The organism is Jiangella sp. DSM 45060 (assembly GCF_900105175.1).
Taxonomy (GTDB): Bacteria; Actinomycetota; Actinomycetes; order Jiangellales; family Jiangellaceae; genus Jiangella.
In genome coordinates this window covers 6349953-6373186 of the sequence record NZ_LT629771.1, presented here as the reverse complement: position 1 = coordinate 6373186, position 23234 = coordinate 6349953, and the positions used below count along the sequence as shown (strand labels likewise).

General features: G+C 73.2%; 27 protein-coding genes. 11 read left to right on the top strand and 16 right to left on the bottom strand.

Going from position 1 to position 23234, the window contains the following annotated elements; all coding sequences use genetic code 11:
* Nucleotides 1-194: 194 nt before the first annotated feature.
* The 5 genes from BLU82_RS28665 to BLU82_RS28645 all read right to left on the bottom strand — a co-directional run bounded on the left by BLU82_RS28665 (nt 195) and on the right by BLU82_RS28645 (nt 3788).
* Complete coding sequence (locus tag BLU82_RS28665) at nt 195-638, bottom strand: carboxymuconolactone decarboxylase family protein (protein ID WP_092624307.1); 444 nt, start codon at nt 636-638, stop codon at nt 195-197.
* Between the two features lie 273 nt (nt 639-911).
* A complete protein-coding gene (locus BLU82_RS28660; protein WP_092624306.1) occupies nt 912-1535 on the bottom strand; it encodes a superoxide dismutase in 624 nt (207 codons plus the stop codon).
* A gap of 114 nt (nt 1536-1649) precedes the next feature.
* Nucleotides 1650-2306 carry an acVLRF1 family peptidyl-tRNA hydrolase gene (locus tag BLU82_RS28655; RefSeq protein ID WP_092626428.1) on the bottom strand — a complete coding sequence of 219 codons (657 nt, stop codon included), beginning with the start codon at nt 2304-2306 and terminating at the stop codon, nt 1650-1652.
* A 367-nt stretch (nt 2307-2673) separates the two neighbouring features.
* Nucleotides 2674-3231: a Uma2 family endonuclease gene (locus BLU82_RS28650; protein WP_092624305.1), complete on the bottom strand. Its 558-nt coding sequence runs from the start codon at nt 3229-3231 to the stop codon at nt 2674-2676.
* Nucleotides 3232-3278: 47 nt separating this feature from the next.
* Nucleotides 3279-3788 carry a DUF1990 family protein gene (locus BLU82_RS28645; protein ID WP_092624304.1) on the bottom strand — a complete coding sequence of 170 codons (510 nt, stop codon included), beginning with the start codon at nt 3786-3788 and terminating at the stop codon, nt 3279-3281.
* A gap of 59 nt (nt 3789-3847) precedes the next feature.
* On the opposite strand from BLU82_RS28645, the gene BLU82_RS28640 reads away from it, so the two are divergent.
* Together BLU82_RS28640 and BLU82_RS28635 are read left to right on the top strand one after the other, a co-directional pair.
* Complete coding sequence (locus tag BLU82_RS28640; protein ID WP_092626426.1) at nt 3848-4399, top strand: carboxymuconolactone decarboxylase family protein; 552 nt, start codon at nt 3848-3850, stop codon at nt 4397-4399.
* Nucleotides 4396-5256, top strand: a complete 861-nt coding sequence (locus BLU82_RS28635; protein WP_092624303.1) for an RNA polymerase sigma-70 factor — start codon at nt 4396-4398, stop codon at nt 5254-5256. Before BLU82_RS28640 ends, BLU82_RS28635 begins: the two co-directional genes overlap by 4 nt.
* Before the next feature lie 228 nt (nt 5257-5484).
* Here BLU82_RS28635 and BLU82_RS28630 read toward each other — a convergent pair whose 3' ends face one another.
* The 3 genes from BLU82_RS28630 to BLU82_RS28620 form a co-directional block, all read right to left on the bottom strand.
* On the bottom strand, nt 5485-5709 hold the full coding sequence (locus BLU82_RS28630) for a hypothetical protein (RefSeq protein ID WP_092624302.1): 225 nt from the start codon (nt 5707-5709) through the stop codon (nt 5485-5487).
* Between the two features lie 139 nt (nt 5710-5848).
* Nucleotides 5849-6778 (bottom strand): phosphatase PAP2 family protein, encoded by a 930-nt coding sequence (locus BLU82_RS28625; RefSeq protein ID WP_092624301.1) that lies wholly within the window; start codon nt 6776-6778, stop codon nt 5849-5851.
* Nucleotides 6779-6791: 13 nt separating this feature from the next.
* Nucleotides 6792-7919 (bottom strand): epoxide hydrolase family protein, encoded by a 1128-nt coding sequence (locus BLU82_RS28620; protein WP_092624300.1) that lies wholly within the window; start codon nt 7917-7919, stop codon nt 6792-6794.
* 63 nt (nt 7920-7982) lie between these two features.
* On the opposite strand from BLU82_RS28620, the gene BLU82_RS28615 reads away from it, so the two are divergent.
* The 5 genes from BLU82_RS28615 to BLU82_RS28595 all read left to right on the top strand — a co-directional run bounded on the left by BLU82_RS28615 (nt 7983) and on the right by BLU82_RS28595 (nt 12829).
* The gene (locus tag BLU82_RS28615; protein ID WP_157741319.1) at nt 7983-9113 is read left to right on the top strand and encodes a YafY family protein; all 1131 of its coding nucleotides are present in this window, start codon (nt 7983-7985) and stop codon (nt 9111-9113) included.
* Nucleotides 9114-9216: 103 nt separating this feature from the next.
* Nucleotides 9217-10002 (top strand): SDR family NAD(P)-dependent oxidoreductase, encoded by a 786-nt coding sequence (locus tag BLU82_RS28610; protein WP_092624298.1) that lies wholly within the window; start codon nt 9217-9219, stop codon nt 10000-10002.
* Between the two features lie 190 nt (nt 10003-10192).
* Nucleotides 10193-10885, top strand: coding sequence for a FadR/GntR family transcriptional regulator (locus BLU82_RS28605; protein ID WP_092624297.1), 693 nt, complete (start codon nt 10193-10195; stop codon nt 10883-10885).
* Complete coding sequence (gene dgoD, locus BLU82_RS28600) at nt 10882-12027, top strand: galactonate dehydratase (RefSeq protein ID WP_092624296.1); 1146 nt, start codon at nt 10882-10884, stop codon at nt 12025-12027. Before BLU82_RS28605 ends, dgoD begins: the two co-directional genes overlap by 4 nt.
* A 25-nt stretch (nt 12028-12052) precedes the next feature.
* Nucleotides 12053-12829, top strand: a complete 777-nt coding sequence (locus BLU82_RS28595; RefSeq protein ID WP_092624295.1) for a maleylpyruvate isomerase N-terminal domain-containing protein — start codon at nt 12053-12055, stop codon at nt 12827-12829.
* Nucleotides 12830-12832: 3 nt separating this feature from the next.
* On the opposite strand, the gene BLU82_RS34480 is transcribed toward BLU82_RS28595, so the two are convergent.
* On the bottom strand, nt 12833-13000 hold the full coding sequence (locus tag BLU82_RS34480) for a hypothetical protein (protein WP_157741318.1): 168 nt from the start codon (nt 12998-13000) through the stop codon (nt 12833-12835).
* A gap of 152 nt (nt 13001-13152) precedes the next feature.
* Between BLU82_RS34480 and BLU82_RS28590 the strand changes: the two genes are divergently transcribed.
* From BLU82_RS28590 to BLU82_RS28580, 3 genes are all read left to right on the top strand, one after another.
* The gene (locus BLU82_RS28590; protein WP_197682535.1) at nt 13153-14340 is read left to right on the top strand and encodes a winged helix DNA-binding domain-containing protein; all 1188 of its coding nucleotides are present in this window, start codon (nt 13153-13155) and stop codon (nt 14338-14340) included.
* A 105-nt stretch (nt 14341-14445) separates the two neighbouring features.
* Complete coding sequence (locus tag BLU82_RS28585) at nt 14446-15570, top strand: erythromycin esterase family protein (RefSeq protein ID WP_157741317.1); 1125 nt, start codon at nt 14446-14448, stop codon at nt 15568-15570.
* A gap of 10 nt (nt 15571-15580) precedes the next feature.
* A complete protein-coding gene (locus tag BLU82_RS28580; protein WP_092624293.1) occupies nt 15581-15862 on the top strand; it encodes a DUF2277 domain-containing protein in 282 nt (93 codons plus the stop codon).
* Here BLU82_RS28580 and BLU82_RS28575 read toward each other — a convergent pair.
* The 6 genes from BLU82_RS28575 to BLU82_RS28550 all read right to left on the bottom strand — a co-directional run bounded on the left by BLU82_RS28575 (nt 15859) and on the right by BLU82_RS28550 (nt 21986).
* Nucleotides 15859-16281 (bottom strand): OsmC family protein, encoded by a 423-nt coding sequence (locus BLU82_RS28575; RefSeq protein ID WP_092624292.1) that lies wholly within the window; start codon nt 16279-16281, stop codon nt 15859-15861. The two genes, BLU82_RS28580 and BLU82_RS28575, sit on opposite strands and share 4 nt — an antisense overlap.
* A 30-nt stretch (nt 16282-16311) precedes the next feature.
* Nucleotides 16312-17307 (bottom strand): YafY family protein, encoded by a 996-nt coding sequence (locus tag BLU82_RS28570; protein WP_157741316.1) that lies wholly within the window; start codon nt 17305-17307, stop codon nt 16312-16314.
* 3 nt (nt 17308-17310) lie between these two features.
* Nucleotides 17311-18075 (bottom strand): WYL domain-containing protein, encoded by a 765-nt coding sequence (locus BLU82_RS28565; RefSeq protein WP_157741315.1) that lies wholly within the window; start codon nt 18073-18075, stop codon nt 17311-17313.
* Between the two features lie 346 nt (nt 18076-18421).
* A complete protein-coding gene (locus BLU82_RS28560) occupies nt 18422-20236 on the bottom strand; it encodes an AAA family ATPase (RefSeq protein WP_092624289.1) in 1815 nt (604 codons plus the stop codon).
* A 155-nt stretch (nt 20237-20391) separates the two neighbouring features.
* Nucleotides 20392-21159 carry a hypothetical protein gene (locus BLU82_RS28555; RefSeq protein ID WP_172885721.1) on the bottom strand — a complete coding sequence of 256 codons (768 nt, stop codon included), beginning with the start codon at nt 21157-21159 and terminating at the stop codon, nt 20392-20394.
* Nucleotides 21160-21233: 74 nt separating this feature from the next.
* Nucleotides 21234-21986 (bottom strand): hypothetical protein, encoded by a 753-nt coding sequence (locus BLU82_RS28550; RefSeq protein ID WP_092624287.1) that lies wholly within the window; start codon nt 21984-21986, stop codon nt 21234-21236.
* A 28-nt stretch (nt 21987-22014) separates the two neighbouring features.
* On the opposite strand from BLU82_RS28550, the gene BLU82_RS28545 reads away from it, so the two are divergent.
* Nucleotides 22015-22257, top strand: coding sequence for a hypothetical protein (locus tag BLU82_RS28545; RefSeq protein ID WP_092624286.1), 243 nt, complete (start codon nt 22015-22017; stop codon nt 22255-22257).
* Here the strand turns inward: BLU82_RS28545 and BLU82_RS28540 are convergent.
* Complete coding sequence (locus BLU82_RS28540; protein ID WP_092624285.1) at nt 22245-23231, bottom strand: YafY family protein; 987 nt, start codon at nt 23229-23231, stop codon at nt 22245-22247. The genes BLU82_RS28545 and BLU82_RS28540 overlap by 13 nt on opposite strands.
* Nucleotides 23232-23234 lie beyond the last annotated feature (3 nt).

The following is a 23234-nucleotide window of genomic DNA, read 5'->3' as shown; positions in this document are numbered from 1 at the left end:
GTTACAGCCTGGCCTCAGTGCCGGCTGCGCCTGCGCCTGGTCCGGCCGTGGTCGAGGGATGCCGGCCCCGCCCGCCTCGCTCGTTCCTCGCTCGGACGCCCGCAGCCTACCCCTGCCGGCATCCCTCGACCACGGCCTGGCGCTGCTTCCGGGTGCCGGCTCCGCGTCCCCTGGTCGTCGTCCGCGCGCTCTTGCTAGGCGGCTGGGGGTGGGGTTTTGGTGGGGACGTTGATGCGGTTCCAGACGTTGATCGCCGCGATCGTCACCAGGATGTCGGCCAGTTCCTTCTCGGAGAAGTGCTTCGCCGCCGTGTCCCACACCTCGTCGGACACGCCGCCGTTGTCGGCCAGCCGGGTCACGGCGTCGGTGAGGGCCAGCGCCGCGCGCTCCCGGTCGTCGAAGAACGGCGCGTCCTCCCAGGCGCCGACCGCGAACAGCCGCCGCGCGTCCTCGCCGTCGGCCAGCGCGTCACGGCTGTGCATGTCGACGCAGAATGTGCAGCCGTTGATGATCGAGGCGCGCAGCTCGATGAGCCACATGAGCCGGTGCTCGACGTTGGCCTTGACGTACTCGGACAGGCCGTAGACGGCGCGGTAGCCCGCGGGTGCCGTGGCCGGGAAGCTCAGACGTTGCGTCATGCTCGTTCCTCTCGGTGCCGATGAAGCGTGTCACCAAGACGACTGAGCCGGGGTCCGCACGCGTGACGGGGGCGGATGTGAGGCCGCGCACAGGCGGCCGGAGTCAGCGGCCGAGCAGGAGTCCGGCGAGCACGGACGCGTAACCGGCACACAGCGCGACGACGGCGATGCGGACGGCGGTGCCGCGTCGACTCGGCTGCGGCGGCGGTTTGAACACGCTGGCCTCCGGACGGTCGAGGGCGCCGGCCGGCTGCCGGCGCCCTCACGAGCGGATCAGGGCGTGATGAGCCCCGACGTCTTCGACCGGGCCGCCTCGAACCGCGCGGCGACGTCCGGCCAGTTGACGATGTTCCAGAACGCCGCCACGTAGTCGGGCTTCACGTTCTTGTACTGCAGGTAGAACGCGTGCTCCCACATGTCGAGCATGAGCAGCGGGACGGTGCCGGCGGCGAGGTTGCCCTGGTGGTCGTAGAGCTGCTCGATGACCAGCCGCTGGCCCAGGCTCTCCCACGCCAGGATGGACCAGCCGGAGCCCTGGATTCCCAGCGCGGCCGCCGTGTAGTGCGCGCGGAAGCCGTCGAAGGAGCCGAAGAACTCGTCGACCGCGGCGCCCAGCTCACCGTCGGGCCGGTCGCCGCCCTCGGGCGACATGTTGTTCCAGAACACGGTGTGGTTGACGTGGCCGGCGAGGTTGAAGGCCAGGTTCTTCTGCAGCTGGTTCACCGTGTCGAGCTTGTTGGTGGCACGCGCCTCTTCGAGCTGCTCGAGAGCGGTGTTCGTGCCGTTGACGTACGTCTGGTGGTGCTTGGAGTGGTGGAGCTCCATGATCTGACCGGCGATGTGCGGCTCGAGCGCACCGTAGTCGTAGGGGAGATCCGGCAGAGAATAGTCGGCCATGCTTCTGAGCTTCCTCTCGACGACATCGTCAGGCCCTGGACCTGTCACTTGCTAACCTACGCCTGCCCTTCGGGCGCGACCACCGACGGTCCGGACTCGGTGGTGTCGGCCTGATCACGGCGTGATGTCCGGCTCCGCGAGGGTGATCCGGATCGCCCGGAACGTGGCCGGCGTCGCCTCCAGGACCGCCCGCTTCGGGTCCGGGACGGCGAGGTGCGCCAGCCCCGCGGACCGGTCGCGCAGCTGTGCGAGCGCCGTCAGCCGGCGGTCGGCGAGCACGTGGTCGACGGCGGCGCGGTCGCCCCCGGTGACGACGGCGTCCAGCTCGGCCGCATGCGGCAGCAACACCCGGGACGCGACGTCGGCGGCAGCCTCGAACGCCTCGCGGGCCTGCTTCTCGCGCCGGCGGGCGAACCGCTGCTGCGACTGCCCGCCGGCCGCCGTCCGTCCCTGCACGTGCCGCGACCCCACCTTCGACGTCACCAGCGTGGCGCCCGCGAAGACGCCGGCCGCGTAGCCGCCGCGGCGGACCAGCAGCACCCCGACCGTGCGGTCGCGCCGCGCGTGCTCCAGCAGCCCGCCGTACGGCGCGGCGTCGTCCGGCCGCAACGGCGGGAACGGGACCGCGCAGCTCGCCACCGCCCCGTCCGCAGCCTCCACCACGACGGCGTCGGGCCCGGCCCGGTGGGTGGTGGCGCCGTGGCGCCGGGCGAAGCCGGCCAGCCAGGTCTCGAGCCGTTCCGGCGAGACGGTGAGCACGCGTTCGGGCATGCGCACGAGGATGCCCGATGGATCGGAGGTTGCGACCCCGGCCTCCGCAGCGAGCCGGGGCCGCAACCGGTACCCGAACGCTGCCATGGGCCGATGGGTCGGCGGCCTCGCTTGCCCCGCCGGCGGTCGGACTCCACGGCACTCGTCGAATGGACCCGTGTGAACTGGTCTGGGACCCCGGGCGGCAGCCCGGCGTCGTTGGACCCTTCGGTCCGGTGGTCGACCGCCGGAAGGGCGAGCCCGTGCCGATGACCGGCACGATCTCAGTTCGATTACTTACACCATACCGGACGGATCGTCGAGGTCCACGTCGCGTTCACCCGCTGATCATCTCGCCCCGCGGACACGCCCGACCAGCGCGGACGACCTAGCCGACGAGGGCCGACGGGACGACCGCCACCGGGTACGGCAGCGCCAGCCGCACCTCGTCGTCGCCGCTGCCCCGGGCCACCTCGACGTACTCGCCGTCGACGAGGCCATAGGCGACGATCGACGGCCCGCCGTCGGGGTCGACGATCCAGTAGGACGCGACGCCGCCCTCGGCGTACTTCGCGAACTTGACCTTGGTGTCGTAGAGCCGGCTGCTCGGCGACAGGATCTCGACCGCCAGTCGCAGGGGCTTGGTGAGCGGCCCGTCGCCGACGTCCTTCCTGGCCACGACCAGGAGATCCGGTTCCAGCGAGTTCCGCTGGTTCGGCTGCCAGTCCAGCGGCGCGTAGAGGACCTCGAGGTCGGACGGGCACGCGTCGTGGAGGAGCAGGAACAGCCCGCGGCTGATCCGTTGGTGCTTCGGCCGGGGCGACGGGCTCACGACCAGAATCCCGTCGACGAGCTCGTAGCGATTGCCGTCGTTCTCCTCGAACTGGTCGAGGTCGTCCACCGTCCAGGCGTCATTCGCACGGCGCTGCTCCAGCATGGTTGTCATGGTGCCCTCCTAGGGCTCGGATGTCATCCGAGGATGGGCGCCGCTGGTCAGGCGTCTGACGCTGAGGCGCCGAGGCGGCGGGCGGCCGTCACATAGCGGCGGGTGGCGACCGCCTGGGCGGCGCGGGTGAGCGGCCCGCCGAGCCGGGCGTACCACGCGGCCGGCCGGCTGAACGCCGTCACCGTGAACCAGACGTCGTCGTGGTCGTCGAGCTCGGCGACGAAGGACTCCTCGCCGCGCGCGGGGTGGCCTGGCAGCGTGCCGTAGCCGAACCCGCCGCGGCGGTCGTCGTCGAGCACCCAGACCACCTGGCAGGGGATGCGCAGCAGCCCGGCCATGGTGCTGGTGACCCGGACGCCCTCGGCGGCGTGCGGCTCTGACGACTCCACCCGCAGGCCGGCGCCGCGGTGCAGACGGAAGGTCAGGACGCCCTCGACGACGGCGGTGAAGGCGGCCCGGCCGTGGCCGACGCGTTCGCGGACGCGCGCGTGGTGGTAGCCGGACGGCAGCGGCCCGCCGTCGCGGGTGGCGCCGACCTCGGGGTAGGTGAACGACATCACGCGCGACTCTGCCACAGCCGTGTCACATCCGCGTCTCGGCGGGTGTCTGTGTGGGCATGGCACGCATCTCCCTCGACCCGAAGCCCACACTCGGCTACCGGCTGGTCAGCCGCGTCCTGCGCCGCCGCTACGGTGTCGTGCTCGCTCCGGTGGCCGCGTCCGCGCACCATCCGCGCGTGCTCAGGACGATGAGCCTGCTCGAGGCGGGTGCGGGGAAGTGGCGGACGTTGGACCGCGACCTCCGCGCGCTCGCCCTGCTGGCGACGTCGACGCGTACCGGCTGCGCCTGGTGCCTGGATTTCGGCTACTGGGAGAGCCACCACGCCGGCGTCGACCCCGCGAAGCTGCGTGCGGTCGGCCGGTGGCGCGACAGCGACCTCTACACTGCGCTGGAACGCCGGGTGATGGCCTACGCCGAGGCCATGACCGCCACGCCGCCGGAGGTGACCGACGAGATGGTGGCGGAGCTGCGTGCCGACCTCAGCGAGGCCGAGCTGGTCGAGCTGACGGCGACCATCGGGCTGGAGAACCTGCGCAACCGCAGCAACGCCGCGCTCGGGCTGACCGGCCAGGGGTTCAAGGACCGCTGCGAGGTGCCGGAGCCATGACCGACGACCCGTTCCAGCGGCACCGCGGGCTGCTGTTCACCGTCGCGTACGAACTGCTCGGCAGCGTCGCCGACGCCGAGGACGTCGTGCAGGACACCTGGCTGCGGTGGTCCGCCGACGACCGGTCGGACGTGCTCGAGCCGAAGGCGTATCTCGTCCGCATCGCGACCCGGCTGGCGTTGAACCGGATGCGCACGCTGCGCACCCGGCGCGAGACCTACGTCGGGCCGTGGCTGCCCGAGCCGCTGGTGACCGGGCCCGACGCGGCCGGTGGCGTCGAGCTGGCCGAGGACGTGTCGATGGCGATGCTCGTGGTCCTGGAGACGCTGACGCCGATCGAGCGGGCCGTGTTCGTGCTGCGCGAGGTGTTCGGGTTCGCGCACGCGGAGATCGCGACGGCGCTGGACCGCAGTGAGGCGTCGGTGCGGCAGGTCGCGCACCGGGCCCGCGAGCACGTCCAGGCGCGCCGGCCGCGGTTCGACACCGACCCGGAGCAGCGGCGCGCGGTCACCGAGCGGTTCCTGCGCGCCACGGCCGAGGGGAACCTGGCGGAGCTGATGGAGGTGCTGGCGCCCGACGTCGTCATGATCAACGACACCGACGGGAAGGTCCGCGCGGCTCGTCGTCCGGTCATGGGTGCGGACAAGGTCGCCCGGTTCCTCCAGGGTCTGGTGGCCCGTGGCGAGATGGCCGGCTACCGGTTCGAGTACGCCGAGCTCAACGGCGAGCCGGGCATCGTCGGCTGGCTGGACGGCCGGCTGGACGTGGCGGGCGTCGTCGAGACGCGCGACGGCCAGGTGGCGCGGCTACTGGCGTTCCGGAACCCGGATCGGCTGACCAGCCTGCGGCGTCGGTGACGGAGCGTCGCGCCTCGGCCCGGCGGGGACGCCGTCTCCGCCCGCCTCGCTCGTTCCTCGCTCGGACGCCCGCAGCCTACCCCTGACGGCGTTCCCCGCCGGGCCGAGGCGAGCGAGCGTCCCGCCCCGGCCGGCCGGCATGGCGGATGTTGACACAACCCGCCGCCGGGCGGCCGGATGCCGAGACGTTTCGATGAGATTTGTGGCTATGTGCGAAAAGGCGACGGCTCAGAGCCGGGTGACCTTCGGGTTCGGCAGGGCGATGCGGCGTACGGCGGTGCCGAAATCGACGTGAACCTCGTGGTCGCCGGGAACGCTGACGACGCGGCCAAGACCGTGACGGTCGTGAGTGAGCAGGTCATCGATGGAGAACTTCTGGACGGGGGGAGGAGCGATGGGGCGGAATGGACTCGAAGGAAAAACAGGCCTCGCGGCCGGTGTACGAGAGGTCATTGCGTCAGTCTGCCGCTCTTGGGGTCCGTTGTGTAGCCCTCTTTGGAAGACTATGTCAACTCTTGACCATCAGTTCGGCGGGCAGCGTTGAACACCTGTTCCCCCTCCTCCGGCACGCTGCCGTGACAGCACCGAACGCCTAAGAGACGCCCGCCGAGACCGATCGCGCGGACGACGCCCGGGCGGGCTGCGCGGGGCGGCTCGCGACCTGGTGCGCGACCAGGATCGCGGCGTAGGCGAGCGCCGTCACGGCCACCACGCCGAGCGCGGCGCCGACGTACGCCGTCGCGAGGTCGGAGCGCTCGGTGACGGCGCCGGCGGTGTTCAGGACGTCGCGGGTGCGCTGCAGCGCCGAGACGGCCATGACGCCGGTGACGCCGGCCACGACGGCGAACAGGCCGGTGACGACCGCCGTCGGGGTGTTGCCGGGCGGCGGCGACGGCATCCGCTCGGGACTGCTGACCGCGGTGAGCACCGTCGTCAGCCCGGCCCACGCCAGCACGACGGTGATGGCGGCGACGACGTCGGACGGCCGGTGCCAGCCGCCGACCATGGTCGAGATGCCGGTGACGGCGGCGTACCCGGCGCCGAGGACCGCGACCGCGGGCCGGGCCCGTCGCGGCACCACCAGCACGAGCGCGGCCGCCACGCTGGCGGCGACCGTGGTGTGCCCGCTGGGCAGCGAGTTGCCGAGCGGGCCGGTGTCGCCGGCCACCCGCGGACGGTCGAGCACGACGTGCTTGAGCACCTGCGTGGTGAGGTTGGCGCCGCCGACCAGCACGATGACCTGCAATGCCAGCAGCCAGCGCTGCCGCATGAGTGCGATCAGGGCGACGGCCCCGAGCACCACCACGACGAACGGCACCGACACGACGTCGAGCACGCGCTCGGCGCCCGACCACAGCGTGGACCGGCCGATGCCGGAGCCGCGGAACGCGACCTGGTCGATGCGCTGCCCGACCGCGGTGTCGACGAACCACCGCCAGCTCGCCCAGGTGCCGAGGGCGCCGGCCACGAACATCAGCAGGCCGAGGACGACACCGCCGGGCCGGGGCGAGTAGGGGCGCATGCTCCGAGGGTAGTCAGAGTCGCTGTGAATCCCGGACCTTCGCGAAGAACGCCGCGATGTCGGCGACGTGTCCGGCCGGCTGTTCCATCGCGATGAAGTGGTGGCTGCCCGGATTGCCCTCGGGCCAGTGCACGATCGTGTTGTCCCGCTCGGCCAGCCGCCGCATCAGCGCCGAGCCGCCGCCGTAGACGCCCGACGGCACCGCCTTCTGGCCCCGTGGCCACGCGAACCTCGCCGACCCGTCGTGCTGCGCCAGCCCTTCGTACATCGGCCACGACGACGTCGCCGCGGTCTTCGTGAACCAGTAGACGCTGACGTTGTCGAGGAACGCGTCGCGGTCGATGACGTCGAGCAGCGGCCGGTCGGACATGGAGAACTCCTGGAACTTGTGCGCGTGCCACGCCAGGAGCGCCACCGGCGAATCGTGCCAGCCGTGGCCGAACGTCTGCGGTGCGGCTCGCAGCAGCGCGTGGTGGTCGACGCCGCCGGACATCCACTGCTGCATGAGGTCCCACTCGGCCCGCTCGTCCGCCGTCATGCCGGGCACGTCGTCCTCCGTCGGGAAGCCGAAGCCGCCGTCGATGTGCACGCCGACGACGCGGTCCGGGTGCTGCCGGGCGAGCTCCGGCGCGACGTACGCGCCGAGGTCGCCGCCCTGCGTCCCGTAGCGGTCGTAGCCGAGCCGCTCCATGAGCTGTGCGTACATGGCGGCGACGGAGCCGATGCCGAACCCCGTCGTGCGCGGGGCCGCGGAGAAGCCGAAGCCGGGCACGGAGGGCACCACCACGTGGAAGGTCCGCGCGAGGAGCGGGATCGTCCTGGCGAACTCGACGAACGAGTTCGGCCAGCCGTGCGCGAGGATCAGCGGCAGCGCGTCCGGCTCCGGCGAGCGGACGTGCAGGTAGTGCAGATCCAGCCCGTCGATCTCGTCGACGAACTGCGGGAACGCGTTGAGCCGGGCCTCGCGCTCGCGCCAGTCGTAGCCGGTGCGCCAGTACTCGGCGACGTCGCGCAGCCAGTCGGTGGGCACGCCACGCTCCCACCCGTCGCCGGGCAGCTGTGGCGTCCAGCGCGTGCGGGCCAGCCGTTCGTGCAGGTCGTCGAGGTCGTGCTGCGGGATGTCGATGCGAAAGGTCGTCATGGCACTGACGCTAGAAGGCATCTAGGTCTGTTCTTGTCCTAGTTCTGCGGCATGCTGGGATTCATGAGCGACACCCCTGGCCGGCTGCTCGCGCTGCTGTCGCTGTTGCAGACGCCGCGCGAGTGGCCCGGCAGCGAGCTGGCCCAGCGCCTGGGCGTCACCCCACGTACCGTCCGCCGCGACGTCGACCGGCTGCGCGACCTCGGCTACCCGGTCGAGGCGACCCTGGGCGCGGCCGGCGGCTACCGGCTGGTCGCGGGCGCCGCGCTGCCGCCGTTGCTGCTCGACGACGAGGAGGCGGTGGCGATCGCGGTCGGACTGCGCGCGGCCGCCGGGTCCGCCGTCGCCGGCATCGAGGAGGCGTCGGTGCGGGCGCTCGGGAAGCTGGAGCAGGTGCTGCCGTCGCGGCTGCGGCACCGGGTGCGGACGATCGGGGCGGCGACGCTGCCGGTGGGCGCGGACGGCGCGGGGCCGGTCGTCGATCCGGAGGTGCTGACGGCGCTGGCCGCGGCCGCCGCGACCCGCGAGCGGGTGCGGTTCCGCTACACGTCGGGGGACGGAACGGGCTCGAGCCGGCTGGTGGAGCCGCTCGCCCTGGTGCCCTCGGGCCGCCGCTGGTACCTCGTCGCCTGGGACGTCGACCGGGCGTCCGCCGAATCGGTGTCGACCGGGGTGCGGACCCCGCCCGGCCGGGAGGGCCATCCCACCCTACGGGCGGGCTCTGACACTCGCCTTCGCACAGGTCAGGTCGCCGGAGGTCACGGTGGTGGCCCGGGGCGGGACGGCTGGCGGACGTTCCGGGTGGACCGGATCGGACGCGTCCAGCCGACTGGGGTCCGGGTGCGCGAGCAGCGGACCCTGCCGGCCGAGGACGCGGCGGGGTACGTGGCCGGGCGGCGCACCGACTGGGGCACCCCCGAGCTGCACGTCGTCGTCACGTTCGAGGCGCCGGCGAGCGCGGTCGCCGGACGGCTCGGCGACACACCCGGCCAGGTCGTCGCCGTCGACGACGAGCGGTGCCGGCTCGACGCCCGGCGCGACGACTCGATGGAGTGGCTGGCGGGCCGCCTGATCACGCTCGGCTGCCCGTTCACCGTCCACGGGCCGGCGCCGTTGACGGCCGCGGTGCGCACCCTCGCCGACCGCGCCGCAGCCGCCGCCGTATCCGCCCAACCCGCGCCACCTGCCGTCTGACCAGCGCGGCACCGGCGCCGGGACCGTCGGCCCGATCGCACCCGGCGACGGGTCGACTGGCTCCAATAGTCATACAAGATGACTGAACGCTAGGCTTCCGCTCGTGAATGAGAGTGACACCGTCCTCGCGCCCCGCTACCGCGGCCGGGTCGCGCTGGTCACCGGCGCCGGGTCCGGCATCGGCGCGGCGACTGCTGTACGGCTGGCGGCGGAGGGCGCCCACGTCCTGCTGGCCGACGTCGACGAGGCGGCGCTGGAGGGTGCTGTTCCGGCCGCCTCGGCCGCGGCCGTCGCGTCGGGATTCGGTGGCGGGGCGGCCGGGGTGCCGCTGGACGTCGCCGATGAGGAGGGCTGGACGCGGGTCGCCCGCTCACTGCCCGGGCGGCTGGACCTGCTGCACTCGAACGCGGCGATCGCGGTGATCGAGCCGGCCGACCGCCTGTCCATCGCCGACTGGCACCGTCAGGTCGACGTCAACCTCACGGCGACGTTCCTGGCGGTGCGCGCGCTGGCCGGCTTGCTGCGCCGCTCCCGCGGGTCGATCGTCCTCACGTCGTCGGTGCACGCCCTGCGCGGGTTGCCCGGCCGCCCCGCGTACGCGGCGACCAAGGGCGCGCTGCTCTCGCTCGGGCGCCAACTGGCCGCCGAGTACGGCCCCGACCTCCGCGTCAACACCGTCGTCCCCGGCCCGATCATGTCGCCCGCCTGGGACGATGTCGCGGAACCGGACCGACAGCGCAGCGTCCGCGCCACCACGCTGGCCCGCTTCGGCCGGCCGGACGAGGTGGCGGCCGCGGTGGCCTTCCTCGGCTCCGCCGACGCCTCCTACATCACCGGCGCCAACCTCGTCGTGGACGGCGGCTGGAGCGTGACGGCGGACTCGGCATGAGCGCCGCCTGCGGGCCGTTCGGTTCGGTGCGGATTCGCCGGGGTTCGGTCCCCGCCCGGCTGGGAGGGAGTCCCACCCTACGGGCGGGCGCCGACAACGTCCGCGCGTCCGGCTCCCGCGCAGACAACCCTCGCGCATCCGGCCTCCGCGCTGGCAACCCTCGAGCGACCCGTGATCGGGGGCGGCCGGCGTGAGCGTCTTCCGCGGCATCCACGGCGCCGTCGTCGCGCATCTGGGTGAGCTGATCGTCCGTGGCGACGTCGCGCCGGGGGCCGTCCTCGACCCGGTCAGGCTGGAGAACGAGCTGGGTGTCAGCCGCACGGTCGTCCGCGAGGCGCTGCGGGTCCTGGCCGCCAAAGGGATGGTCGACGCACGGCCGAAGCGCGGCACGCTCGTCCGCCCGCGCGAGGAGTGGGCGCTGCTCGACGCCGACGTGCTGCGGTGGCAGGCGCAGAACGGCGCCGATGACGCGTTCCTGTCCGACCTCGCCGAGGTGCGCGAGATCGTCGAGCCGGCCGGAGCGCGGCTGGCGGCGCGGCGTCGCACAGACGCCGATCTCGCCGCGCTCGGTGACGCGCTCACACGGATGACCGATCCCGACGCCGTCGTCGAGGCCGACCTCGCGTTCCACCGGGCGCTGCTGGCCGCCGCGCACAACGCGCTGCTGCGCCAGCTGGAGGAGGTCATCGCGACCGGACTGCGCGCCCGTGACCTGCTGGTGCACGGCGACGGCAGCCGCGACGACAGCGTGCCCGCCCACCGCGCCGTCCTCGACGCCGTCACGCGTGGGGACGCCGACGGCGCCGAGAGTGCGGTCCGCGAGCTGCTGGCGCGAGCCGACCGCGACGTCCGGGCGATCACGTCCGGGAAGGAGCCCGAGTGAAGATCACCGCCATCGAGACGTTCCAGGTCCCGCCGCGCTGGCTGTTCTGCCGCGTCGCCACGGATGAGGGGGTCGTCGGCTGGGGCGAGCCGGTGGTCGAGGGGCGCGCCGACACCGTCCGCACCGCGGTCCACGAGCTCGCCGACCAGCTCGTCGGGCAGGACCCGCTGCGGATCGAGGACCACTGGCAGGTGCTCTCCAAGGGCGGCTTCTACCGCGGCGGGCCGGTGCTCTCCAGCGCCGTCGCCGGGCTGGACCAGGCGCTGTGGGACATCGCCGGCCAGGTGTACGGCGCGCCGGTGCACGCGCTGCTCGGCGGGCCGGTGCGCGACCGCGTCCGCATGTACACGTGGGTCGGCGGCGACGAGCCCGCCGAAGTCGCCGACGCGATCGCGGCCAAGGTGGCCGAGGGGTTCACCGCGGTGAAGATGAACGGCAGCGCCAAGCTCGGCCCCATCGCCACCCAGGCCGCGACCGACGACGTGCTCCGGCGGCTGGCCGCGGCCCGCGACGTGCTCGGCCCGGACCGCGACGTCGCCGTCGACTTCCACGGCCGCGTCTCACCGGCCAACGCGCGCCGCCTGCTGCCGCTGATGGCGCCGCTGCACCCGCTGTTCGTCGAGGAGCCGGTGCTGCCGGAGCTGGGCGCCCAACTGGCGTCGGTGGTCGCGTGCAGCTCGGTGCCGATCGCGACCGGCGAGCGGCTGTTCGGCCGGTCCGAGTTCGTCGGCCCGCTGGCAGCCGGCGTCAGCGTCGTCCAGCCGGACATCTCGCACGCGGGCGGCATCTCCGAGGTGCGCCGCATCGCCGCACAGGCCGAGGTGACCGGCGCGACCCTCGCGCCGCACTGCCCGCTCGGCCCGATCGCGCTGGCCGCGAGCCTGCAGGTGGCGTTCGCGACGCCGAACTTCCTGATCCAGGAGCAGAGCCTCGGCATCCACTACAACGTCGGCAACGACCTGCTCGACTACCTCGTCGACCCCGCCGTCTTCCGCTTCGTCGACGGGTATGTCGAGCGGCCGACGGCGCCCGGGCTGGGCATCGCGATCGACGAGGCCGCCGTCCGCCGCGCCGACGAGGTCGGGCACCGCTGGCGCGGCCCGATCTGGCGGCACCCGGACGGTTCCTTCGCCGAGTGGTGATCGCGCCGGCGGCTACGATGCGCGCGTGGCCACCCGGCTGACGCTCGACGACCACGTGACGCTGCTGCGGCGAAGCGGTCTGGCGCTGCGCGACGCGGCCGCGCGGGCCGGGCTCGGCGCACCGGTACCCACCTGCCCGGCCTGGGACGTGCGCGCATTGGTCACGCACCAGGGCATGGTGCATCGCTGGGCCGCGGCCCACCTGCGCGGCGAGAAGCAGCACGACACCGCCGCCTCCGTCGCCGAGGCGGGCGCCGCGCCCGACCTGCTGGCCTGGTTCGCCGATGGTCTCGACGCGCTGCTCGCCACCATCGCGGCGACGCCCGACGACGCCGAGGCGATGGTGTTCCTGAAGGACGCGCCGCCACCACGGCGGTTCTGGGCCCGGCGGCAGGCGCACGAGACGACGATCCACGGTGCCGACGCCCTGGCCGCGCTGCTCGGCCGGGCACCGTCGGCCGCCGAGGTCGGCGTCGCGCCGGAACCGGCCGCCGACGGCGTCGACGAGCTGCTCAGCGGGTTCATCACGCGTGGCCGCGGCAAGCTGCGCACCGACGAGCCGTACACGCTCGCCGTCCGGGCCACCGACACCGGCGACGCCTGGCTGCTGCGGGTCGAGCCGGAGTCGCTGACGACGACGGCGGGCGGCGCAGGGCCGGGCGCGGCGCCGGATGCCGAGCTGGCCGGTACCGCGGCGCAGCTCTACCTCGGGCTGTGGAACCGCGGTGACGAGCTCACCGCGACCGGCCGACCGAGCATCCTGCGCGACTGGCGCGCACAGGTGCGGGTGCGCTGGAGCTGACGCCTACTCGACGGCGGACAGGCCGCCGAACTCCTGCAGGTCGTCACCCGAGGACCCGCCGAGGACGAGGATCGCGGCGACGGCAGCGGCGGCGACGGCGAGGCCGATGAGGATGACGACCGCCAGCTCCATCCGGTAACGCCGCTCTTCCGTTGCCTTGTGCTGACTCACGGTGCCCCCGAGAAGTCCACGGATCGAGAAGAATTGTCCCGAAACAAACCTTAAAGGTGTTGTCAACCGAATCGCGTAGATCGTTCCCGTTCTGTGGTCCGGTGAATCCTGGACGTGCCGACCTTGTCGGACCGGCGTGCCAGGATCGGATCGTGCTCACCATCAGCCCCGGCCAACGCCGGCTCCGATTGCTGCGCCGGCACCACCTCGCCCGCGAGACGCCGGCCGGGTCGGTGGACGGCGCGGCCGCCGGCATGGTCGTCCTGCACGCCACCGATCCCGCCACGGTGTACGTGTCGGCACTGGTCAGAGTGCCCGAGGCCACCCTCGGCGACGTGTCGGCGGCGCTCTACGACGACCGCTCGGTGGTGAAGCTCATCGCCATGCGGCGCACCATGTTCGTCACCCCCACCGCGTTCGCCCCGGTCGTCCACCGCGCCGCCGGACTGGCCATCGCCCAGCGGCTGCGCCGTCAGCTGGTCCAGCACCTCAGCACGCTGCCCACCGAACCACCCATCGACGGCGACGTCGCCGCGTGGCTGGCCGACGTCGAGACCGCCACCGAGAAGGCGGTCGACGAACGGGGCGAGGCGCTGGCCACCGAACTGGCGAAGGCCGAGCCGCGGCTGCGCACCGCCATCCTGCCCACCACCGACAAGAAGTGGGACGTCAAGCAGAACATCACCAGCCGCGTGCTCACGCTCATGGGCGCCGACGGCCGCGTCGTCCGCGGCCGGCCCGCGGGCACGTGGCTGTCGCGGCAGCACCGGTGGGCGTCGGTGCGCGGCCTCTGGCCCGACGGCCTGCCCGACGTCCCCGAGGCCGACGCGCGGGCCGAGCTGGCCAGGCGCTGGCTGCGCGCGTTCGGGCCGGCCACGGTGGCCGACGTGCAGTGGTGGACGGGGTGGACGCTCGGGGTCACGCGCACGGTGCTGGCCGGCCTCGACACCGCCGACGTCGACCTCGACGGCGAACCGGGCCTCGTCCTGGCCGACGACACCGAGCCCGAGGCCGACGTCGCGCCCGTGGCCACGCTGCTGCCGGCGCTCGACCCCACGCCCATGGGCTGGCAGCGGCGCGACTGGTTCCTCGGCCCGCACCGCGACGCGCTGTTCGACCGCAACGGCAACATCGGGCCGACGGTGTGGTGGGGCGGACGGGTGGTGGGCGGGTGGGGCATGCGCGACGGCGCCATCCGGTGGCGACTGCTCGAAGACCCCGGCGCCGAGGCCACGGCCGCCGTCGAGCAGGCGGCCGCCGAGCTCGAACCGCGGCTCGGCGGCGCGTCGATCATCCCGAGCTTCCGCACCCCGCTGGAGCGCGAGCTGGCCGGCGGCTGACGGGCGGGGGCTGGCCCCACCGCCGGTCCACGTGCCTGCCGGATCGCCACATAGGCCCGGATGCGGGATCGTCGAGGGACGAGCCCATTCGACGAAGGGACTGCCATGCGGCCGTTGCCACGGGTTCTCGCCCTCTCCGCCGCCTCGGCGCTGGTCGCCGGCGCCTGCGCGGTGACCGTCGTGGCGACCGCCCTGGCGGCGGCCGGCGACTCCGTCGTGCGTGGCCTCGACCGGCGCGCACACCCGCTCACCGGCGCACCCGGCGACGGCGACCTGGGCCCGTTCGGCCGCATGATCGGCGACGCCGGCGTCGTGCGCGTCGGCGCGGCGGCGCACGCCTCCGCGGAGTTCGTCACGACCAAGCGGCGGCTGCTGCGCTACCTCGCCGAGCACGAGGGCTTCCGTACGTTCGCCCAGCAGGTCGGCTGGAGCACCGGCGTCCTGCTCGACGACTACGTCGTCCACGGCGCCGGCGACCCGCGGGCGATCATCGGCCGCGAGCCGCACGATGTCGTCGACGCCGCGGAGCTGCTCGCCCTGGTCGAGTGGATCCGCGGGTACAACCTGGACCACGACCAGCCGGTCCGGTTCGTCGGCGCCGGGGTCGGCCACGCCGGACCGGTGGTGGTCGACCGCGTCGTGGCCTACGCGGCCGGCGTGCATCCCGACCTCGCGGCGCGGCTGACCGAGCTGTACGCCGTGCCGCCGGCCGAGCGAGAACACCGCCGCGACACCGCCGTCGCGGCGTACGAGCTGGTCGCGGCGCTGCCCGACGATGGCGACGAGCACGCCTGGGCGGTGCAGCACGCGCGCAGCATCGTCCAGCACACCACGGCATCCGCCTTCGACCTGACGACGCCCGAGGGCCGCGCCGCCCACCGCCGGTACCGCGACGACGCGCTGGCCGCGAACGTCGTCTGGTGGCAGCGGCAGACCGGCCACCGCATCGTGCTGTCCACGCAGCACGGCGACGTCGACGACGTCGTCCTGCGCGACGCCCTCGGCGCCGGCTACGTCAGCACCGGATTCACGGGCGCCGACGACGACGTCCTGGGCCGCGTGCGGTACGACGACTACCTGATCGACCTGCGCCGGGTCACCGGACCGGCCCGGCGCTGGCTGGCCGCGGAGGCCGCGCAGGCCGCGGACGTCCCCCCGGGCCGCGGCCACGACCTGTTGATCCACCTCGGCGACGTGCGACAGTCGCGGCTACCGGCGTCGTCCGCCTAGGCTCGGAGACATGTGCCGCAACATCAGACCCCTCAACAACCTGGCCCCGCCCGCCACCAACGACGAGGTGTACGACGCCGCGCTGCAGTACGTGCGCAAGCTGGCCGGCACCCGCAACCCGTCGCAGGCCAACCGCGAGGCGTTCGACGTCGCCGTCGAGGAGATCGCGCACTCCACGCGCCACCTGCTCGACGCGCTGGTCACCAACGCCCCGCCGCGCGACCGCGAGGTCGAGGCCGCCAAGGCACGGGCCCGCTACGAGTCCCGCATCGCCGCGGGCGCGCCGCGCTAGTCCAGCCGCATCCCGATCGGGGTGCCGAGCTCGACGGTCCGGCTCACGGTGCACAGGCGGTCGTGTGACTTCTTGGCGGCGTCGGGCAGCACCTCGCGGGCGGCGTCGCCGTCGGCGCCGTCGGGGAACCGGATCCTGATCGACACCTCGATGTCCTCGAGCCGGTTGCCCTGGTCGTCGCGGATCTTGTTCGCGGTGGTCGTCAGCTCGAACGTCTCGGGCTCGGCACGGCGCGAGGTGATGAAGTCGATGTCGATGGCCGAGCAGCCGGCGATCGCGGCCAGCAGCAGCTCGACCGGGGTGAAGTCGCCGTCGTCGCCCTGCCCGAACGGCAGTTCGCCACCGCGGGCGTTGGTGGCGACGTAGCGGCGCTCGCCGACTCGCCGCAGGGACACCGTGCGTCGTGCGTTCTCAGCCATGCCGACAGCCTGACACGCGGCGTCCGGCGGTCAGCGGGCGGTGTGGTGGTGCTCCAGCAACTCGCGCGCCAACCGGCGTCCGGCGTCGGCGAGCGCGGGCGGATCGGTGACGAACGCCAGCGGCCCGGCGCTCAGCAACAGGATGCCGAGCCGCCGGTCGACCGGCGACAGCAGCCGGACCCGCACCTTCACCGACTCCTCGTCCTCGGCGAGCAGCTCGGAGCTCTCGGCGAACCGGTCCACCGCCCAGCGCGCGTCCTGCGGCACCACCAGTTCGATCTGCTGCACGCTGCGGTGCCCGGCCAGACGTTCCTCGACCTCCGGCGGCCGCTCGAACGTCTCGTCCAGCAGCGTCGCGTCACGGATGCCGTTGAGCAGGAAGCTGCCGACCACCCGCCCGTCGGCCGACATGCCCGCGTCGACCTCCCAGCCGCGGCGGGTGCGCAGCAGGCGGTACGGCGCGATGCGGTGCTCCATGCTGTCGTCGTGCCACACCGGCGTGTACTCGACCCGCACCCAGCGCCGCCGCCGGATCGCGTCGACGAGCAGGGCGGCCAGCTCGGCCTTCCAGTGGTCGTCGACCGGGCGGATGCCGCGCAGCATGGTGTCGCCGAGCGTCCGCAGCGCGCCGTCGAGCACGTCGTTGTCGGGCTCCAGCGACAGCAGCGCCTGCCCGGCGCGGTAGATGTACGCGAGGTCGGCCGGCGCCGTGTGCAGCACGCCGATCTCGGCGGCCGGGTGGTCGGTCGACGCGCGCACGACCTCGGCGGTCGCCGGGTCGACGTCGTCGGTCTCGCCGTCGGCGCCGACGAACTCGATGCGCACCTGGCGCAGCGGACCGGTGTCGACGGCCGCGCTGTCGGCGCAGTAGAACGCCACGATCTCGTCGCGCAGCGTCTGCTCGTCGACGTCCAGCTCGGCCGCGAGCCGGCGCAGCGGGACGCCGTCGGGGTGCATGGTGAGGATGCGAAGCGCGTGCGTCACCCGCTCGAAGCGGCGGACGAACACGGGCGGAGGAACGCTCATGGCTCAGTCCAGAAGTGATTCCAGCTCCAGCAGGAGCTCGCTGCGGATGGTCTCGGGAGCCAGCACCCGGACGCGCGGCCCGAGCTCGTAGACCCGGTTGCGGAACGCCGCCCGGTGCGTGACGCGGATGGTCAGCCGGACCACGTCGTCGTCGATCTCGTGATACGACGGCGTGCCCAGCAGCGTCTCGACCTGGTTGCGGTGCGCCGGCGTGGTCTCGACCGTGACGTCGACCGGCTCGTCGACCGCCCACATGAGCGGATCGACCTCGTCGCGGAACGGCTCGTGCCGCGGGTCGGCCGTGCGCGGGAGGTCGACCCGTACGTCGGACATGCGGTCCGTGACGAACTGCTTGTCCTTCTCGCTGCCGTCCTCGTGGCCGACCAGATGCCAGCCCGACGTGCCCGGATAGACGAAGTGCGGGTGCACCAGCCGTTGCCGCCGCTTGTAGAGGAATCGCAGCCGGCAATGCCGCTCCAGCGCATACAGCACCTTGTTCAGCGCCTCGTCGTTGCGCTCGGCCAATGGCGCGGTGCGCAACTCGGGAATCGGCGGTGCGGCGGTGCCCTCGATGCCGGCCCGTTCCGCGAACGCCGCATTGCCGGCGATCAGTGCCGCCCGGGCCAACTCGGTCCGTTGTTCCGGCGTCAGGGTCAATCGCAGCCGATTGTCACCGGCGAACGCGCGATAGACCGCGGTCTGGCCGGGTGGTGCGGTGTTGCGGATGTCCCAGCCGACGCCGTTGAGATCCTCGATCAGCCGCTTCAACTGCCGTACATGATGGTCTTCTCCCCCGCCGAAGGCCGCGATCCTCAACAATCGCGGCGTCGGGATCCCCTTCGGCTCGGCCGCTACCAGCGCGACCAGCACCCGCGTCACCCGTTCCAAAGGACCCAGTTGGTCCCGTCCACCCGCCATGGCGCCCCTCCACAGCAACATCGGACGATCATGCTATGCCCGTGTCATGAGAAAGGCCAGACTAGTTCCTCAATTCTCATTTGGGGAGAATTACGAGGCTGTAGATTGCGGCAAACACCACTGGAACGCTTGGAATGGGTTAGGCACAAGGTGGTGATGGTTTCACTAGGTGAACTATCTGGCCGACGGGCCGGGTTCAGTCGTCGCGTTCGAGGGAGTCGCGCAGCAGCCGGCGGATCAGCACCTCGACCAGCATGCGGTCGTCGTCGCGCAGGAGCTTGAAGAGGTCGTAGAGGTCCTCGGTGCGTGCGGGGCGCGGACGGTGCTCGACCTCGGGCTCGCGCGACGGCGCCGGGCGCTCCAGGTGCTCCATGCCGGCGGGCAGCGGCGCGGAGTGGAAGACCGCCAGCGACTGCGTGCACCGCGTCATCGCGACGTAGAGGAGCCGCCGGCCCAGTTCGGTCCCGTCGCCGATCTCGGCCGGCTCGACCAGCGCGATCGCGTCGAACTCGAGCCCGTTGACGAGGTCGGCCGGGAGCAGCGTGACCGGCTGGGCGAGGTCGCCGTCGCGGCCGTCGCCGGCCTTGACGCCGGCCGACTGGCAGTAGCGCAGCGTCTCGTCGTAGCGGGCCGGAGCGACCACGACGCCGACCTTGAACCCGGTTCCCGCCGCGGCCTCGCCGGCGGACAGCGCGACCGCCGCCTCGTCGCCGGGGTCGACCCGGCGGACCAGCGGCACGCCGAGGCCGTCGCGCAGCGAGTCGGGCACGTCGAGCGTGCCGCCGTCGGGCAGCTGCCGCCGCGACAGCTCGACGACCGGACGGGGCACGCGGTAGCCGATGCCCAGCGTGCCCTGGCCGAACTCGGACCCGAAGTAGCTGGTCAGCTCGCTCCAGTCGTCGTGCTTACCGGGGGCGGTAGAGCACTCGAGGTCGCCGGCCAGCGTGACGTCGCGGCAGCGGCGGGCGATGGCGCGGGCCTGCATGGGCGACAGGTTCTGCGCCTCGTCGACGACGGCGTGCCCGTAGTGCGGCGCCGCGCGGCCGAGCAGGTGTGACAGCTCGTCGAGCAGCACGAGGTCGTCGACGGTCCACGGTTCGTCGTCGATCGACGCGGCCGGCTCGCGGTAGAGCACGTCGCGCTGGCCGGCCTTGAGGAGGTCGTCGGCCAGCCGCTCGAGCAGCGAGGGGTCGGCGTACAGGCCGCGGAGCAGCTCTTCGGGCGTTGCCGGCGCGCCGGTCGACTCGACCAGCCGGCGCAGGAGCATGGCCATGACGGCCGAGCCCTTGACGCGCGCGGCCTCGGGCCGGGTGTCGCGGCCGTTGCGGCGGGCCGGGCCGTCGTACAGCGAGGCGATGTCGGTGGTGACGGCGTCGGCGCCGAGCCGCGGCAGGACGTCGGCGACATAGCTGCGCAGGGGCGGAGTCGGCGCGACGACCAGCAGGCCGGCGGCGCGTACGGCGTCGTCGTGGGCGGCCAGCCACGCGGCGCGGTGCAGCGCGGTGATGGTCTTGCCGGTGCCGGGCCCGCCCTGGATGACGAGGACGCCCCGGCCCGGCCGCCGGACGATGTCGTACTGTTCGGGCCGCAGCGTGGCGGTGGCCTCGGCGAGCGTGCCGGTGCGGAACTGCTCGAGCGCCGCGACGACGACCTTCCCGACGACGGGACGGTGGTCGTGTGCGCTGCTGACGTCGCCCGCGGAGCCGCCGGCGATCTCGTCGTGCACGGCGATGACCTGGCGGTCGCTGACCGTGACGACTCGCTTGAGCGTGACGCCGGCCGGGTCGGTGCCGCAGGACTGGTAGAACGCGCCGGCCTCGGGCGAGTGCCAGGCGACGACGACGGCGTCGCCGGACTCGTCGCGGACGTCGTCGAGACCCACGTAGCGCGAGCCGCCGGCGTCGTCGACCCGCCCGAACAGCGGCGGCAGGTCAGGCGCGTCGTCACCCAGAAGGGCGTACGAGCGGTCGAGCTGCTGCTGCTCGTCGTCGAGAGCAGGGTGTGTCGTCACGTCTGTCCTTCCATCACCTCGGTGTGCCGGGTTCGATGTCGACAGCTGGCGACCTACCCCGCGGAACCTCCCGCGCCGTTGCGGTATTTGACCATGATTGCGCAGATCCCCGCGTGGGTCAGGCGAACGATCGGAAAGTTGCTTTCCAGTGACCTTCAGCGCGACGGGGTCGCCCCGCCGGCATGCTGCCCGAGCACGAACACGACGCGCTCCGCGTCCACGTCGTGGCCCTCCAACCGGAGCTCGACGGCCCACCGGTGCACGGCGTCGACGTAGGCACGGTAGCGGGCCGCGCGGTTGCGCGAGCTGGCCAACCGGGCAGTGCCGCCGATCTGTAACGTGCGGTTGAGCGTCGCGTACACCCGCTCGTCCAGTTCCAGCGGCTGCCAGGCCCGTCCCGCGACGTCGCCCGCGGCGGCCCACCACCGGCTGGCCGGCGACTGGCCGACGCCGCGCAGCGACCACGCCCGGTGGGTCGCCTCCAGGGCGCCGTCGTGCAGCGTCTCGGCGGACCGGAGCCGGCGCACCGAGTCGGCGAGGATGCGGTGCGCGCGGTCCGGGTCGCGCAGTCCTCGTGCCGTCGCCCGCAGCGTCGCGTTCCCCGCGCCCGCCGACGCCCAGGCCATCGTCAGCACGAACGCCTGTAGCACCTCGCGCTGGTTGCCGAGGTCCATCGCGTGGCAGGCCGACCGGACGGCGCCGAGCGTCACCGTGCGGTCCTTCGCCTTCGATCCCGCCAGCGGCGCGGTGTGCTCGCGGCTGCGCAGCAGCGCCGTCACGTTCAGCTCCGGCGGCACCCGATAGAGCACCGCCGTCCAGTTCGGCGGCCGGAACCGCACCGGCGGCGGCCGCGCGTCGCGGTATTTGTCGACGAGCGCCGGCAGCGCGGCCGGCAGACCCGGGCCACTGATCGTGCGCATCATGGCCACCCCCCCCGTGGGTCGCCGTCACTACTGATGGCGACATTACGCCCAAAGGGGACTGATGCTCAGGGGTTTCATCCAGCCGGTGGCGCACCTCCGTTGTGGTGGGACAGCACGAACTCGATGCGCCGGGCGTCGACGTCGAGGCCGGTGAGCTGCAGCTCGACCGCCCAGCGGTGGACGGTCTCGACGTAGGCGCGGTAGCGGTCGGCCCGGCGCCGCGAGCCCGCCAGCCGCGTGGTGCCGCCGATGCGCAGGGTGTCGTTGAGCGTGGCGTAGACGCGGTCGTCGAGGACGAGCGGCTGCCATTCGCGGCCGCGCCGATGGCCGGCCAGCGCCCACCACTTGCTCGCGTAGGACTGCCCGACGCCGGGGAGCGACCACCAGCGGTGCACCTCTTCCAGCGCGCCGTCGCGCAGCGACCCGGCATGGCGCAGCGCCTTCGCGGCATCGCTGAGCACGCGGAACGCCCGCGGCGCATCGACGACGGCCCTCGCCGTGTTGGCCTGGTACCGCCCGCCCGTCAGCCCCGACGCCCACGCCATGGCCAGCACGAACGTGCGCAGCACCTCCTTCGTGTCGTCGACGTTCATGGCCGCGCAGGCCCGCTCGACCCCCTCGCGCCCGACGGCGCGATCGTGCGTCTTCGACCCGGGGACGGCGCTGGTGAACCGGCGGCTGGTCAGCAGCGTGGTGACCTCGAGCGATTCGGGCACCCGGATGAGCGCGTTCTGCCAGGTGCTCGGCCGCAGGCGCACGGGCTGTTCGCGCACGTCGGCGTACCGGTCCAGCAGATCGCGCAGCACCGGCGGCGGCGACGTGCTCATGGGGGTCACGCTACGGGCCGGGACTGACATGATCGGGCCTCGTGATCACCTCGGCGCCCGGGCGAACGTCGTCGCGCCGACCGCCGCCCACCCCACCCGTCAGCACGTCTTCCTGGCGCGCCTGCTGACCATGGACCCGGCCCTGCGCTGCGGTCCCGAGCTCACCGACGGGCACACGCACGAGCGGGTGCCGCTCGACCGCGTCGACGAGATCGACCTGCGCCCGGCCGAGCTGGTCCCGCTCATCCGGGTCAGGTGTCAGCCCTCGTAGTGGGCCAGCAGGTCGCGGGCGAGGGCCGTGCCGGCGTCGCGGAGGTGGGTCGGGGTGTTGACCCAGGTGTCCGGCCCGGCGACGAGGAGGAGCAGGCCGAGCCGGTGGTCGACCGGAGGGAGCAGGTGTGCCCGCATGCGGATCATGTCCTCGTCCTCGCCGAGCACCTCGACCGACTCGGCGAAGCGCTCGACCACCCAGCGGCTGCCCTGCGGCGCGACCAGGTCGACCATGGTCGTGCGGCGGTTGGCGGCGATGCGGGCGTCGACGTCGGGTGGGCGGTCGAACGTCGAGGGCAGGACGGTGGCGACGCGGACGCCGGAGAGGAGGAACGTGCCGACGCGGCCGGTGAACGCGTCGTCCTCGACGAAGCCGGCGTCGAGCTCCCAGCCGCGGCGGGTCTTGACCAGCCGGTAGGGCTCGACGACGTGGGTGCGGACGCCGGGCTGCCAGGCCCGGGCGTAGGTGAGCTCGACCCGCCGGCGCGACCGCAGCGCCTCGCCGATCGACGCGGCGCGGTCGGCGAGCCAGGTGGAGCGCTCGGTGCCGAGACCGGCCAGCACGGTCGCCGTCAGCGCCTGGAGCGCGCCCTCGAGCGCGGCGTTGGCCGGCTCGACGGCGAGGAGGTCGTGCCCGGCGCGGTAGATGCGGGCCAGCTCGCCGACGGTGACGTAGTCGGCGCCGACCTCCTCGGTGGGCCGCGGTGACGCGGACACGAACTCGGCCTCCGCGGGCTCGACGTCGACACCGTCGGCGTCGTGGAAGCGGATCGTCGTCTGACGGATCGCGTTCGGGCTGAACGCGGGGTCGACATCGGCGCGGAAGTAGGCGCGCAGCTCGGCCCGCAGCGTCGCGGCGTCGGTGCCGACGGTCTCGGCCAGCACCGCGATGGGCAGGCCGCCGGCGTGCAGCGACAGCTCGTTGAGCGCGCGGGTGACGCGGCCGAACCGGCGGACGTACTGGGGTGTGCTCACGAC

Coding starts and splice junctions, on each gene's coding strand:
- BLU82_RS28575 (WP_092624292.1), bottom strand. CDS start 16,281: ATGGCTGAGAACGCACGACGCACGGTGTCCCTGCGGCGAGTCGGCGAG.
- BLU82_RS28630 (WP_092624302.1), bottom strand. CDS start 5,709: ATGACCTCTCGTACACCGGCCGCGAGGCCTGTTTTTCCTTCGAGTCCA.
- BLU82_RS28640 (WP_092626426.1), top strand. CDS start 3,848: ATGGCACGCATCTCCCTCGACCCGAAGCCCACACTCGGCTACCGGCTG.
- BLU82_RS28550 (WP_092624287.1), bottom strand. CDS start 21,986: ATGAGCACGTCGCCGCCGCCGGTGCTGCGCGATCTGCTGGACCGGTAC.
- BLU82_RS28580 (WP_092624293.1), top strand. CDS start 15,581: ATGTGCCGCAACATCAGACCCCTCAACAACCTGGCCCCGCCCGCCACC.
- BLU82_RS28585 (WP_157741317.1), top strand. CDS start 14,446: ATGCGGCCGTTGCCACGGGTTCTCGCCCTCTCCGCCGCCTCGGCGCTG.
- BLU82_RS28555 (WP_172885721.1), bottom strand. CDS start 21,159: ATGATGCGCACGATCAGTGGCCCGGGTCTGCCGGCCGCGCTGCCGGCG.
- BLU82_RS28635 (WP_092624303.1), top strand. CDS start 4,396: ATGACCGACGACCCGTTCCAGCGGCACCGCGGGCTGCTGTTCACCGTC.
- BLU82_RS28665 (WP_092624307.1), bottom strand. CDS start 638: ATGACGCAACGTCTGAGCTTCCCGGCCACGGCACCCGCGGGCTACCGC.
- BLU82_RS28645 (WP_092624304.1), bottom strand. CDS start 3,788: ATGTCGTTCACCTACCCCGAGGTCGGCGCCACCCGCGACGGCGGGCCG.
- BLU82_RS28625 (WP_092624301.1), bottom strand. CDS start 6,778: ATGCGCCCCTACTCGCCCCGGCCCGGCGGTGTCGTCCTCGGCCTGCTG.
- BLU82_RS28570 (WP_157741316.1), bottom strand. CDS start 17,307: ATGAGCGTTCCTCCGCCCGTGTTCGTCCGCCGCTTCGAGCGGGTGACG.
- BLU82_RS28650 (WP_092624305.1), bottom strand. CDS start 3,231: ATGACAACCATGCTGGAGCAGCGCCGTGCGAATGACGCCTGGACGGTG.
- BLU82_RS28615 (WP_157741319.1), top strand. CDS start 7,983: ATGAGCGACACCCCTGGCCGGCTGCTCGCGCTGCTGTCGCTGTTGCAG.
- BLU82_RS28545 (WP_092624286.1), top strand. CDS start 22,015: ATGATCGGGCCTCGTGATCACCTCGGCGCCCGGGCGAACGTCGTCGCG.
- BLU82_RS28655 (WP_092626428.1), bottom strand. CDS start 2,306: ATGCCCGAACGCGTGCTCACCGTCTCGCCGGAACGGCTCGAGACCTGG.
- BLU82_RS28660 (WP_092624306.1), bottom strand. CDS start 1,535: ATGGCCGACTATTCTCTGCCGGATCTCCCCTACGACTACGGTGCGCTC.
- BLU82_RS28620 (WP_092624300.1), bottom strand. CDS start 7,919: ATGACGACCTTTCGCATCGACATCCCGCAGCACGACCTCGACGACCTG.